The organism is Corynebacterium sp. S5S1, assembly GCF_001913985.1.
Lineage (GTDB): Bacteria > Actinomycetota > Actinomycetes > Mycobacteriales > Mycobacteriaceae > Corynebacterium > Corynebacterium marquesiae.
The window spans coordinates 42,905-55,715 of the sequence record NZ_MKXT01000005.1 but is presented as its reverse complement, the minus strand read 5'-3'; the positions used below and the strand labels follow the sequence as shown (position 1 = coordinate 55,715).

Here is a 12,811-nt window from a genome sequence, read left to right as displayed (position 1 = left end):
ATACCGTTAACGTCACGGATCGATAACAATATCACAGAATAGTGTAACTTAGGTTCCCCCTAAAGTCTGCATTTAAAGGGATTAATGCAGGTAGTCAGAGGGATTAGAAGAAAAAGTGAGGGTCCGGCCATCGGTCAGGGAGAATTTAATATTTTTCCAGAAACGGTCCCAAGTTAGGGGTTCCCTGTATGTGGCGAAGAGTTTCTGAAAATCGGCGTCGTCAAGCGCGGCGCGAGCCTTGGCCGCCTCGTGCTTATCAATCCACGCCGGGATCTCGTCGATATCGGCCGCGGAATCTGCCACCTGCCACGACATATCCAAGCTCTTGTCGTGCCCAATGCGCCCGCCCACGATGCGCGGCTGGCGCGCCGCCAAAGGGTTGCTGAGGCCGATATTGTCCAGCACGCGAATATCCAGCGGCGCATTCATGGAAGACAGGCCCAAATTGAGCAGGTAAACGGTCGGCGGATCGGTGCGCGAAGGGTCCGCAGGCGTGGCCGTCCACGAGAACCTATCTTCGCCCTTGATATAGCGGAAGGTCATGGCGTCGCCGGCCTCTAGCTCGTCGATGCCCTCTTGGTAGTCCTCCATAAACTTGGCGCCGAGGAACTCTTCGGCCCGCATAGGAGGATCCTGGCGCTGGGTGGCATAGGTCCAGAAATCGCGCTCGTCCACGATGGAAATTTCATCCGCATAGACGCTGCGATCCACCGGATGGCCGCGCAGAACGATAACCAGCGCCCACACCGCGCAGAGGACGGAGACAATCCACATGCGTACGCTAACGACAAAGATTGGAAGCAGAAACGCAAAAAGTGGCAGCAGCAGCATGCGGCCGTGCATAAAGTCTCCGCCCACGCGCAAGACGTAAAGCGTATGGATGAGTGCCGCACCCACAAAAAGATACGTGGCAGTGGCGGTGGAGCGCAGAGCGGTGGGGCGCAGGTCCGCCTTCCACAGACCTGCAATGGCAAGCACTATGAGCGGCAGGAAGAGCCAGTACGGTCCGGCAAAGTCCGCCAGGTAGGTAAAGCCTTTGCCCCATTCGGAACCCGCCGCGGACTTGGCCACGGCCGTGTGCGGGGTCAGCAGGCCGTAGTAGCCCATGCGGAAAATCTCATAGGCCAACGGCAGCGGCACTGCGACGGCAAGAATCTTCCACCAGCGGTGGGATACGAGCAGCACGATTCCCACCAGCCCGCCATACAGGGCGAGCTCTGGGCGCACCAGCCAGGACAGCCCGGCCCAGAAGGCGAGCCAATAGGCTTCGCTATTGCTCCCGGAGTGGCGGCGCGGGCGCGACCACCGCAGCAAAAGCCACCACAGCACTGCGAGATAGAAAATGCACAGGCCCCATTCCAGCCCAGAAGTGAAAAAGTCCCGGGCCGGTGGCAGGGCCAGATACACCAGCGCGCCGGCCGGAAGGACGGCTCCAGAGCGCATGCTTGCCGACGCCCCCGTGCCGACAACCATTGCCGCTACCGCTAAGAAGAGGCCCAAGTAAACGGCGATGCCTTCCAGATTTGCATGGGAAACCCAGCGCACGAGGAAGATGAGGTACTGCCACAGCGTGGAGGTATTGGCCTCTACACGCTCGCCCATATTGAACACGGGCCCATTTCCGGCTTCGAGGTTGCGCACGGTGCGCAGGACGATGAGGCCGTCATCGGAAATCCAACGGCGTGCGAAGCCGCCCCAGAAAGATAAAACACCGATCACAAGAACGACCGCTGGGGTGCTCCAGCGGGCGATGCTCTTGTGGTCGATGTTAAACACGGGGAGAAAGTTTATCAGCCCCACGGAAAATTTCTATATCGATTCCGCTGTGTCTAGAGCAACGGCATGATATAAACCGCCATGGCAATGCAGGCGAACCAAGCCAAGGCGAGAACCTGCAAAGTGCGGTCCTCCAGTGCAATCTCGTCCGGTGCGCCGCCCTGGCCGCGGTCCACATCGGCCGCATAGCGGAGGATGGCGATGGTAAACGGCACCATGGAAATCTGGTACCACACGCCGCCGGTCTGGGCGTCGTTAGCGAGTTCGAAGCCCCACAAGGTGTAGCAAATGACCACCGCGGTGGCGGCTAGGGTCCACACGAAGCGCAGGTAAGTGGGCGTATACCCCTCCAGGGACTTGCGGATTTTCGCGCCGGTCTGTTCTACCAACAGAATCTCCGAGTAGCGCTTGCCGGAGGCCATAAATAGCGAGCCAAAGGCCGCCACCAGCAGGAACCACTGCGAAAGCTCGATGCCTGCAGCCACGCCACCGGCCATGGTACGCAACATGAAGCCAGAGGACACCAGGGCGATATCAATCACCGGCATATGCTTCCAGCCAAAGCAATAGCCCAACTGCAACGCGATATAAATCGCCATCACGATAGCCAGCTGCGGCCCAGCGGTGGCAAGGAAAGACAGGCCGATGGACAGGCCGATGAGCACCACGGCCATGACATAGGCGAGCTTAATCGGCAGCACGCCCGAGGCAATCGGGCGGAAGCGCTTGGTCGGATGCTCTTGGTCCTCGCGCCAGTCCTTCGCATCGTTAATCAGGTAAATGGAGGAAGCACCGAGGCAAAAGACGACGAAGGCCAAGAGGACGTCGAGAAGCACGCGGCCGTGGAATAACGCATCGGCGCCGGCCGCAGCCGGGGCGGCCAGCACCAGGACGTTTTTTACCCACTGCTTGGGGCGCAGGGCCTTAATCATGCCATCGGCAAGATTCTTCGGCGGCTTGCGCTTGCGGCCGGTATCTACGCCGGAGGTGTGCGGTTCCGAATGGAAAAAGTGCTGGTTTCCATCATCACTCATGCTTCATTCCTTTCATCACGACCTCCGCGGTAGCAGCGCCGATGGCCGCACCCACGGCCGTGTCTGTTGGATAGTGCACTCCGAGCACCATACGCGATGCCATCATTACCGGCACGCCGAGAAGGGGCGCCTTGCGGCCGGTAAGGCGGCTTACCGCCACCAGGAATGCGGTGGTCGAAGTCGCGTGCGAGCTAGGGAAAGACAATGTGGAGGGCGTCTTTACCCCCACGCGCACGTACGGATAATCCGGGCGCTTGCGGCGCACGATGCGCTTGAGCACCACACTGGCGGCGTGCGCGAGGAAGGCGGCGGCCCCAACACGGACCCAGCCTTCGCGGCGGCGCTTGTCGATGCCCGCCCCTACCGCAGCGCTGCCCATCCAGCCCAAGGCATGCTCGCCCCAGTGGCTAAGCCCGCGGGCGGTGGGAAGCACGCCGGGCACGTCGAAGGCCGCACCCTGGATGCATTCGAGGACGCGCGATTCTGCTACGGAAAGCTTATTGGGCATCGAAGACCTTCTTCCACGACTCGCGCGAGGTCAGCTCCGGCTGGGCCGCCCGGTATTCGGCGCGCAGGTCATCGAAGTTCTCTTCGATTTCCTTCAGCAATTCGCGGGTCTGGGTCACGAGGTCCTTGGCCAGATCGCGATCACGTTTGCGGAAGGCCACGCCGGTGCCACCCGCGGTGGACACAGTGGCCGAATCTACGCGGGACAAGGTGAACCAGCGGGCCTCGTCCGGGGTGAGGTTGAGCTGCGGCGCCTCATGGTGCGCAGCGTCTTCCTTGCTGACGAGGTGCTTGAGACCCTTGATAGCCCACGGGATCTTCTTAATCTTGGCCAGGCGGCCGCCGATATTGCGGGTGGGCACGCCCGGCGCGCCGGTGGGAGCCGGCAGCTCATCGGCGGATTCCAGGATGACGGCATCGGAGTAGTTCTTGCGGATCTGCGCAATGCGCGGCAGCGAAGACTCCAGGATGTCGAAGAGCTGGTCCGGCCCGGCCAGGAAGTCTCGCATAGCCTCAATCTGGATGGCCATGGTGGAGTATTCCATGCACATGGTGTGCTTGAGGGTGGACTTAAAGATGGACTTGGTAATGCCCTTGGCCGGCCCCTCGTGGTACATCGCGGCTACGATGAGGCGGTTGCGCAGGTGGAAGTAGGCCTGCCAGTCAATGGCATCGTCCTTATCCGCCCAGGCCATGTGCCAGATGGCGGCACCTGGCCAGGTCACCGTGGGGAAGCCATTGCGCGCCGCGCGCAGGGAATACTCGGTATCGTCCCACTTGATAAAGAGCGGCAGCGGCTGGCCGTTGGTTTCTGCCACAATGCGCGGGAAGAGGCACATCCACCAGCCGTTGTACTCCACGTCAACGCGGCGGTGCAGCGCGCGGGAATCGTACTTCTTGGGATCTAGGTGAGTTTCGCGGGTACCGATGGCGCGCAGCGGGTACTTGGCAAAGTCGTGGTCGTAGACGGCGTGCGGTGCCGCACCCCACATGAAATCGGCACGGTTGACGCGCTCGCCGGTAGTGCGCAGCTGGGAGCGCTCCTGCAGGTTAAGCATTTGGCCACCGACGATAATCGGCTTGGCAGCGTAACGGGCCGCTTGCACCGCGCGCAGCACGGAATCCGGTTCGATGGCGATGTCATCGTCCATATAAAGGATGAAGGGCGAATCGGTATTTTCCAGCGCCTCGTACATAATGCGGGAGTAGCCACCGGAGCCGCCTAGGTTGCCCTGGCGGAACTCGCGGAAGCGCTCACCAAAGTGAGCGACTGCCTCGTCATAGCCTGGCTCATCGGCAGGGTGCTGGTTGCCTTGGTCCGGCATGAGGACGAAGTCGATGATCTCATCGACTACTGGGTCCTCGGCCAATGCCTTAAGGGCTGCTACGGCATCGGTCGGGCGGTTGAAAGTGGGAATGCCTACCGCCACGCGCTTGTCTTGGGCCGGCTGCTCGGTGCCGTCCGGCAGCACCTGCGGGCCGGGGGCGTGGGGGGAGCACCAGGCGGCGTCGGCAAGCGTGGTGTCCTGCTCGGCGGTGATATCGAACCACAGCCAGCCGCCGTCTTCGAAGTTTTTGAGTGGCAGCTCGAACTCATGGTGGCCGGTGCTTACCAGGTGGTTGGCCACGGAAATGCGCTGGCCATCCTGCTTGGAGCGGTAGAGGGAAATATTTGCCTGGCCCTCAATGTCCAGGCTGAGGATAACGGAGCGCAGCTGGGACCAGCGGCGCCAATAGGAGGCCGGGAAGGCGTTGAAGTAGGTTTCAAAAGAGGCTTCCTCGCCGGCCGGGATGGTTACGGACGTGCGGTTAAACCAGCTGAGGCGTTCGCGGTTTTGCTCGGCCTCGATGAGGTAGAGCATCCGCACATCAAAGGGCTCGCCGCGCTTAGGCAGCAGAATGCGCTGCAGGGGCTCATGGGCCTGGGTGTTGTTGGCAGTCACGATAACTTCGATTCTCCAAACGGTATAAACAGTAGTCAGCGATTTAGCGTAGTTGCTTTTGCATAAGTACTACGGTTTACACGCGGAGCCCGTAAGATGGAACATCATGAGATGGGTTCCTTGCGCGGCAGTAGTAGGTCTTTTTGCTGCAGCTAGCGCACCCGCCGCCCTCGCGGAGGACAAGCCCGCGGTGGATTTTTTGGACCACGCCCAGATTCTAAGCTCTTCGGACGAAGAGGCCGTGAAATCACAAGCGCAGTCCATGCACCTTCCAGATTCCGTGCACGAGGTTGTCTACGCCACGTATCCGAATTCGGGCGAGGGTTTTTCCCGCACCCTGTTGCATGACTTGGCGCGCGAGCACCCACAATTCATCGGCAACGGTGAGCTGCAGAAGAATGTACTCGTTATCGCCGTGGGCTTTGAACCCAATAGCATGGCCGTGCGCTGTGGCGCCCAAGTGTGCCGAGACATCAAGATTTATGACGCCGGCCGCGTGGACGGCATCCTGGATCAGATGCGGCCGGCGCTGGAGGACGATGACTATACCGTCGGCATGATCTTGGCCACGCGCGCCGTCGCGGATCCGACCGTGCGCCGGCAATCTGCGCAGGAGGCGCCCACGTGGTCCGTGTTCATCGCAGCCACTGTGATGCTCGTAGTTCTGGGCGCGGTCGGCCTCATTACCTACTTGTTCATCCGCCGCGCCCGAGTGCGCAAGCGCTTCGATTATATTGAGGGCGCTCGCGACGGGGCTGAGGAACTCATCAAGCGCACGGAGGCACGGATTGACGCCCTGCATTCCCCCTTGGCGGGCGACTACCTGAAGGTACAGTGGCGCTCTCTGTTCAATCAGTACACTGATGCGCGACCGACGCTCAAGGCGCTGGAGAACATCCAAGACTATTCCCTGCACGCCGCTTCCATTAAGGAGGCATACAAAGCGCTCAAGCAAATCAATACGGCCGCAGCGCAGATAGATTCCTTGGAAAATTTCTGCGCCGGCGATACTGCAGTGCGCGCGGGCGAAGTGCAATGGCTGCTTGGCGACGCCCAAGCGGCCCTCTCCCGCCAGCCCGACAACGCCAGCTTGCGCCAGATAACGCAGCGCATTAAAGACCTGTCCCAGGATCTGTCGCGGGAAGACTTCGACTCCGCCTTCGCTCGCGTCCTCGAGGACTACCACCCCATGGTGGGCGCGCTGCCAGAAAGGCTATATCCGCAACGCGACCGTAAAACTCCCCCGCTTCTAGGCACGCCGGAATGGCGCCCCGGCATGGGCACGCATTACATGCCCTATAGGTTTGCGGGCTTCTGGGTAGCTAATAATAACGTCTCCTCCCAGCTGCCCAACCCATATCGCTTCTAAGCGTTGACCGGTTCGGCTACCGGATCAATGCCCAGCTTATTGAGCATGTAGAGTACGCGGGCTTCGAGGTCATCAGCCAATTCGCGCGCCTCCTCCACGGTATCCGCGGCAGGAATATCCCAAATTTTGATGTCCTTGCCTGCCTCATCGCGCTCGATCTCGCGGCCCAAGAACACGATGTAATCCGGCATCGCTACCGTACGCACCTCATCGAGGTACTTATTCGGGGCCTCGCCCATGCCGCGCTCGTTCATGACGTGGGCAAGGTGACCTTCCGCTTCGTTTTCTGGGTGAGTAACGGCGGTATCTACAAAGAGGGCTGCGCCGGCGTGCTTGCGGGTCAGTTCCGCTGCGGCTTGGGCCAGCGCATTATTGGTACCGGCGGCAAATCGTACGTGCAGGCGGTGAGCACCGAAGTAGTCGCGGACCTCACGCTCCACCAAAAGCGGCACGAATTCATCGAGTTCCGCCTTTTTGGTGTGCTTGGCAATAACCTCATCGAGCTTGGCATCGATTTCCGCGGCCGTGTACTCGTGGCCATAGTTCTCGTGCAGATCCTGGCGCAGGGTTTCAAACTGGTTCATTGTTATCCCCTTTCTCGGATTATTGTCCCGTTTGCTAATTGTTAACCTGTAGTTAACTTTAATGGTTAACGTTGGGTTAAGTCAAACGGTTGGGAATAACCCAATAGTTTTCTGCACCGGAAAGCGGAAAGGCCCGCCGGGTGTTCCGGCAGGCCTTCTTGGACTGTTCCTTCTTTTTATCGGGAATGCGCGATGCGCGGCTACGCAATTTTAGATGCTCTTGCAGCCGATCCGGCGACATTTTCCACATGCGGCGGTCAGCCATGCCGTCACCTCCTTTCCTCAGAGGTGATTAAGCATAGCGCTTAGTGGCCACGCTCCTGCTCAATGGCCTTGCCCTCGTTCCAGAAGGGCGCGAGCTTGATGTCGAACATGCTCAGCGCTGAGGCGATAACCATGCACATGTCGACATCGACAGACAGCCCGAGCCAACACGTTTACAAGCAGGAAATCGGCCACAAAGTGCACATCAATCCCCCGCTTTAGCACCGGATCTGACCGAACACGTCAGCAAGTCATGCGCTTTTGAAGCCCGATCCCCACGAAACCCAAACCACTCTCGGGCAACACTTTTTAGTATTAATTAACCAGCCTTAAGCACCCTTCAGGACGATTACCATACTAAAAGCTGTTTACTTCACTCGAGTTCCTTTAACGTAGTGGACAGAGCAATCAGCAATGACCGCTCGCCCTTATTCCCCATCACTACCCCATGAAAGGAGGCCTCAAGTGACCGCAACACTGACACTCGCCGATGTCGCCCGGCTGACCGGCGTTACGCGCCCCGCGGTCAACGAGTGGATTCAGCGCTTTAACTCAGAATCCAACGTGCCCTTCCCCTCCCCTTACGGAGAACATGATGGCCACCCCTACTACGCCATCACCGAAATTCAAGACTGGCTGCGAGAAACCAAGCTCGGCCGCCGCGACACAGCCGTTAAAGATGCCCTCTTCTATTCTTCGCTCTACCGAATGCTGCTCCGCAATCCGGCACGCGCGGCCTTGGGCCTTTTGAACTGCAACACGGCTCTCTCCCCTCAGGATTTTTCGCCCTCTGCTGCAGTAATCGACTCTCTTACCGCGGCGTACCAGCGCGCAGCAGACAACATTCCTTCTGATGCCCCTGAAGCTGATATCGCAAAAGCAGCAGAGCAGGTAGCCGAGGCAGCTTTCGGGCCCGCGGCCGCGCTCGCCCGTCTTGCAGATGACCTCAGTGCTCAGCGCCAGGTCACACTCTCTTCCCGATTTACTTCCCGCGCTATGCAAGCAGTATCGGAAGCCCTCACGCTAGAGAACCCAACTCCACCTATCATCCCTACTGATGAATACAGCCTAGGTTTCGTCACTGGACTCACCCGGGAACTCGAAGAGACACTGGTGCTCAGCATCGGATATCGAAAAGACTGCGCACCAGACTCTCTCTATTGGGCCGAACTAGCGTGCCGAAACGTGGAATTCATCGACGCTAGCGAGGAGATCCCAGCGAATTCTCTCCTCGTCCACGCTGTTCCTTCCCCTCCAAAGACTGCGCCCGAATACTTCGAGCACCTCCAGGACTTGCTCGACAACTTAGACGAGCGCGGCGCAATGTTCTGCATTTCCACCGCAGACATGCTTATCGAGGACTCTTTAGCGCAGGTCGTCCGACGGCGGTTCCTCGCACCGACCGAAACCGGCGCAATTGCACCGCTGCGTTACAGCGCACGGCTGCCCCGAGGTATTTTTCCGGACCGCGGACAGCAGCAGGGCGCACTATGGATTCTCAAGCGCCCTAATCGCGAGGCCATAGGCAACCCTGCCGATGCTGCTGTGGTTATCGCTGACGTGCCGGACCTTAAGAGACCCGGTCTCGTCTCAGACTGGGCAACCATGCTCACCACACCGGATGAAGCACGCAAGCACGCCTTTGTCCGCGGTCGTATTCTTCGCGCCGCTGATGCCTGGCGCAGTCGTACTCATTCTCTCGATGACTCGGTCTTTTCTTCTACGTCGACGTCCTCCGCCGCCGATCTCATGCATACCGCGCATCAAGCAGGATTAGACATCAGTTCAGCAGGGCTGGAGGACGCGCAGCCAAAGATTGGTATGCGCGCTGAATCGGGGGCAACGCGCCTTGAGTACCTACCGTGGAAGGCCGCGACCAACGCTCGCACTGGGGTACTGCAGAAACTCAGCGGATCCCGCATTGCCGAACATGATCTCGCCCCTGAAGCAGTAGCAAAACTGGAACTCATCGGTGAACCCGAAATTCTGGGGAGCATTCCACAGGGCGCACGTTGCATCGATCGTCTCCGGCTGGAAGACATTGCACCGCGCGGCACCCTCACAGAACCAGGGGACGTGGTCTTCATCAAGAACCCAAGACCACGCGCGCTCATCGATGAGGAAGGCGGCAAGCTAGTCACTGCACCGGCTCAAGCACTACGATGCCGCACCTTCCGTGGACGCAGCCACACTCCCTTGGAACAGGTCTGCCTTCCCTACCTCGTAGAGAAGGCTATTAACGAAGCTGTCTCCTCCGAGTTGGCATCGGTGTACTTCCCCGTATTGCCTCGCAAGAATGCGGAAGACCTCAGCACAGTCGAGCAACAGCTCGGCGCACGGCGTCGCCAGTTGGTTGAGCAGCTAAGGAGCATCGATGTTCTACGGCACAACCTCACTATTTCGATAGGTACCGGTGCTGTCACCATCGCTGAATCTCGTGCACAATCCCCGCCAGGCTAATAACAGAGTTCAACATTCAAACGCACAAACACCGTTATATGTAAGGAGAAAAATGACTAACTCAGTCAAGGATGTGCAGAACGTAGAGTCTGCCTCCGCCACCACCCTCAAAGAGCTCAAGGACACTTTATGGAAGGCAGCAGACAAGCTGCGCGGTTCCATGGACGCATCCCAGTACAAGGACATCGTCCTAGGACTGGTATTCCTCAAATACGTCACTGATGCTTTCGACGCCCGGCGCGCGGAGCTGCGTGCTGAAGGCGAGGAGCGCGGCGATAGCGAAGAGTACATCCAGGAAGACCTGGAGGATATCGACGCTTACCGTGAGAAGAACGTTTTCTGGGTGGACCGCATCGCTCGTTGGACCTTCCTGCGCGACAACTCGAAGGGCAAGACGGCCGACGCCGGCCAGGAGTACCAGTCCATTGGCAAGCTCATCGATAACGCGATGAAGCAGCTCATGCTGGACAATGAGTCGCTATTAGGTACCCTGCCCACGAACTTCGCCTCGGATAGCGTTGACCAGCGTCGGTTGGGCGAACTCATCGACTTGTTCAGCACCACGCGTTTCACCGCGGAGGGTCCCGAGCGTGCTCGCGATTTGCTGGGTGAGGTCTATGAATACTTCCTGGAGAAGTTCGCTCGCGCTGAGGGCAAGCGTGGCGGCGAGTTCTACACCCCGCGCCCCGTCGTCCGCACTCTCGTGGAAATCCTGGAGCCGACCCAGGGTCGCGTTTACGACCCGTGCTGTGGCTCAGGCGGCATGTTCGTTCAGGCAGAGAAGTTCCTCGAAACCACGGAGAAGGACCGCACTGCTCTGGCCATCTACGGTCAGGAGCTCAATGAGCGCACCTGGCGCATGGCCAAGATGAACCTGGCCATCCACGCTATTAGCTCCGCTGGCCTCGGCGAGCGGTGGGCCGACACCTTCGCCCGCGACATCCATCCGGGCAAGCAGATGGACTACGTCATGGCCAACCCACCGTTCAACATCAAGGATTGGTCGCGAAACGAGGAAGACACGCGCTGGAAGTACGGCGTCCCGCCCAAGCGCAATGCAAACTTCGCGTGGATGCAGCACATTACCTCCAAGCTCACCTCTCAGGGCGAGGCCGGTGTTGTCATGGCCAATGGCACGATGACGTCGAACTCCTCTGGTGAAGGCGATATCCGCAAGGCCATGGTGGAAGACGACATCGTCTCCTGCATCATCGCTCTTCCTGCACAGCTCTTCCGCGGCACGCAGATTCCGGTTTGCGTCTGGTTCTTCGCCAAGGACAAGAAGGCGGGTTCCAAAGGCTCCATCGACCGCACCAATCAGGTGCTCTTCATCGATGCCCGCGAGCTCGGCCACATGATTGACCGCACGGAGCGTACCTTCAGCGACGAGGATATCCAGAAGATCGCCGACACCTTCCGCCTGTGGCGCGGCCGCACCTCCGCTCCGAAGGACGAGGCCTACGAAGACATTGCTGGCTTCTGCAAGTCCGCCTCCCTCGACGACATCCGCGACGCCGACTTCGCCATGACCCCCGGCCGCTACGTCGGCTTCGCCGAAGCCGAGGAAGACGACGAGCCCATCGACGAGAAGATTGCCCGACTCACCAACGAGCTCACCACCGCGCTTGACGACGCCGCCCGCCTCGACCAGGTCGTCCGCGAACAGCTGGGGAGGTTGAAGTAATGCCAAAGCTACGAATCCGCGAAATTGGTGAAGTCTTTGATGGTCCTCACGCGACACCCAAACGACGTAAAGAGGGGAAATACTTCCTGAACATCAGCTCACTCCAAAACGGACGCTTAATTCTCGACGAATCCGATTTCATCGATGACGAAGACTTTCAGCGTTGGACTCGTCGAGTAACGCCACGAGAAAACGACCTTCTATTTTCTTATGAAACTCGGCTCGGGGAAGCCGCGTTAATGCCGCCTGACATCGATGCAGCCCTCGGTCGCCGTATGGCACTGCTCCGACCGAACCCAGAAGTCGTCGATCCGACCTTCCTACTCTACTATTGGCTTTCCCCGAAATGGCAGCAAAAGATTGCCCAAAACACCCTATACGGGGCAACCGTAAACCGTCTGCCGATCACCACGTTGCCCAATTGGGAAATAACACTTCCAGAACTTAAAGTTCAACGCCCAATCGGGCGGACATTGGCATCCCTCGACGATAAAATCGCCGCAAACAATCGAGCTAAGGGCATCGCACTCGATTTAATTAAAACCCTTGGTGGAAAACCAACGAACACCGTTAAGCTGTCTGTTCTGTGCGAACGAAGCACACGCTCAATTAAGCCAGAAACCATTGAAGCCAAAACAGTCTTGCACTACAGCCTCCCGGCGTTCGATCTCGGTGCTCCTGCACAGGAAGATCCAGCAACTATTAAGAGCAACAAATTCTCACTTGAACGTCCCTGTGTTCTGCTGTCAAAGTTGAATCCACATACGCCCCGAATCTGGAGTGTCCCCGTCATCAACGAAGACGTTCCAATGATCGCATCTTCGGAATTTGTTGTGCTTCGACCAACAACTTGTACACAAGCACAGCTTTTTGCAGCCACAGCACAACCTGAGCTTTTCCATCACCTGGAGTCACTGACGGGAGGAACTTCAAAAAGTCACCAACGCGTACGTCCTGCCGACATCTTGACTAGCGAAGTTCCTGACACACGAACGCTTTCTGCTGAAGAACTACAAATGCTTGAGTTGCTAACACTCCGATTCGAAAGTTTGGTGGTAGAAAACCAAGTCCTCGCCCGCACCCGCGACGAACTCCTTCCCCTCCTCATGAGCGGCCGCATTACGGTCGGTGAGGCGGAGGACGCTGCGGATGAGGCGGCATCGGAAAGCTAAGCACTCCCTACTCCTACA

At 58.7% G+C, this 12,811-nt stretch carries 10 protein-coding genes; 4 read left to right on the top strand and 6 right to left on the bottom strand.

Annotated elements, in window-relative coordinates:
- Window positions 1–81 precede the first annotated feature (81 nt).
- The 4 genes from BKN05_RS02805 to BKN05_RS02790 are packed head-to-tail and all read right to left on the bottom strand — an operon-like array spanning window position 82 to window position 5,260.
- Entirely contained in the window at window positions 82–1,776 is a 1,695-nt protein-coding gene (locus BKN05_RS02805) for an arabinofuranosyltransferase AftB family protein (RefSeq protein ID WP_049377542.1), read from the bottom strand.
- Window positions 1,777–1,829: 53 nt separating this feature from the next.
- The gene (locus BKN05_RS02800) at window positions 1,830–2,810 is read right to left on the bottom strand and encodes a decaprenyl-phosphate phosphoribosyltransferase (RefSeq protein WP_049377540.1); all 981 of its coding nucleotides are present in this window, start codon (window positions 2,808–2,810) and stop codon (window positions 1,830–1,832) included.
- Complete coding sequence (locus BKN05_RS02795; protein ID WP_269954061.1) at window positions 2,803–3,318, bottom strand: phosphatase PAP2 family protein; 516 nt, start codon at window positions 3,316–3,318, stop codon at window positions 2,803–2,805. Before BKN05_RS02795 ends, BKN05_RS02800 begins: the two co-directional genes overlap by 8 nt.
- Entirely contained in the window at window positions 3,308–5,260 is a 1,953-nt protein-coding gene (locus BKN05_RS02790; protein ID WP_286687890.1) for a glycosyltransferase, read from the bottom strand. Before BKN05_RS02790 ends, BKN05_RS02795 begins: the two co-directional genes overlap by 11 nt.
- 106 nt (window positions 5,261–5,366) lie before the next feature.
- Between BKN05_RS02790 and BKN05_RS02785 the strand changes: the two genes are divergently transcribed.
- Window positions 5,367–6,629 (top strand): TPM domain-containing protein, encoded by a 1,263-nt coding sequence (locus tag BKN05_RS02785; RefSeq protein ID WP_286687889.1) that lies wholly within the window; start codon window positions 5,367–5,369, stop codon window positions 6,627–6,629.
- On the opposite strand, the gene BKN05_RS02780 is transcribed toward BKN05_RS02785, so the two are convergent.
- Window positions 6,626–7,213, bottom strand: coding sequence for a three-helix bundle dimerization domain-containing protein (locus tag BKN05_RS02780; RefSeq protein ID WP_284788407.1), 588 nt, complete (start codon window positions 7,211–7,213; stop codon window positions 6,626–6,628). The genes BKN05_RS02785 and BKN05_RS02780 overlap by 4 nt on opposite strands.
- 76 nt (window positions 7,214–7,289) lie before the next feature.
- Window positions 7,290–7,478, bottom strand: coding sequence for a DEAD/DEAH box helicase (locus BKN05_RS02775; RefSeq protein WP_286687888.1), 189 nt, complete (start codon window positions 7,476–7,478; stop codon window positions 7,290–7,292).
- Between the two features lie 464 nt (window positions 7,479–7,942).
- Here BKN05_RS02775 and BKN05_RS02770 point away from each other — a divergent pair, with 464 nt between their 5' ends.
- Genes BKN05_RS02770 through BKN05_RS02760 form a run of 3 tightly spaced genes read left to right on the top strand, consistent with a single transcriptional unit; the run spans window position 7,943 to window position 12,793 of the window.
- On the top strand, window positions 7,943–9,937 hold the full coding sequence (locus BKN05_RS02770) for a helix-turn-helix transcriptional regulator (RefSeq protein ID WP_286687887.1): 1,995 nt from the start codon (window positions 7,943–7,945) through the stop codon (window positions 9,935–9,937).
- A gap of 52 nt (window positions 9,938–9,989) precedes the next feature.
- Window positions 9,990–11,621 carry a class I SAM-dependent DNA methyltransferase gene (locus BKN05_RS02765; RefSeq protein ID WP_286687886.1) on the top strand — a complete coding sequence of 544 codons (1,632 nt, stop codon included), beginning with the start codon at window positions 9,990–9,992 and terminating at the stop codon, window positions 11,619–11,621.
- Window positions 11,621–12,793: a restriction endonuclease subunit S gene (locus tag BKN05_RS02760; protein ID WP_286687885.1), complete on the top strand. Its 1,173-nt coding sequence runs from the start codon at window positions 11,621–11,623 to the stop codon at window positions 12,791–12,793. Before BKN05_RS02765 ends, BKN05_RS02760 begins: the two co-directional genes overlap by 1 nt.
- Window positions 12,794–12,811: the final 18 nt, after the last annotated feature.

Excerpts from the sequence above, each read along its gene's own strand:
- BKN05_RS02765 (WP_286687886.1), top strand. The coding sequence starts at position 9,990 with ATGACTAACTCAGTCAAGGATGTGCAGAACGTAGAGTCTGCCTCCGCC.
- BKN05_RS02795 (WP_269954061.1), bottom strand. The coding sequence starts at position 3,318 with ATGCCCAATAAGCTTTCCGTAGCAGAATCGCGCGTCCTCGAATGCATC.
- BKN05_RS02800 (WP_049377540.1), bottom strand. The coding sequence starts at position 2,810 with ATGAGTGATGATGGAAACCAGCACTTTTTCCATTCGGAACCGCACACC.
- BKN05_RS02780 (WP_284788407.1), bottom strand. The coding sequence starts at position 7,213 with ATGAACCAGTTTGAAACCCTGCGCCAGGATCTGCACGAGAACTATGGC.
- BKN05_RS02785 (WP_286687889.1), top strand. The coding sequence starts at position 5,367 with ATGAGATGGGTTCCTTGCGCGGCAGTAGTAGGTCTTTTTGCTGCAGCT.
- BKN05_RS02760 (WP_286687885.1), top strand. The coding sequence starts at position 11,621 with ATGCCAAAGCTACGAATCCGCGAAATTGGTGAAGTCTTTGATGGTCCT.
- BKN05_RS02775 (WP_286687888.1), bottom strand. The coding sequence starts at position 7,478 with ATGGCTGACCGCCGCATGTGGAAAATGTCGCCGGATCGGCTGCAAGAG.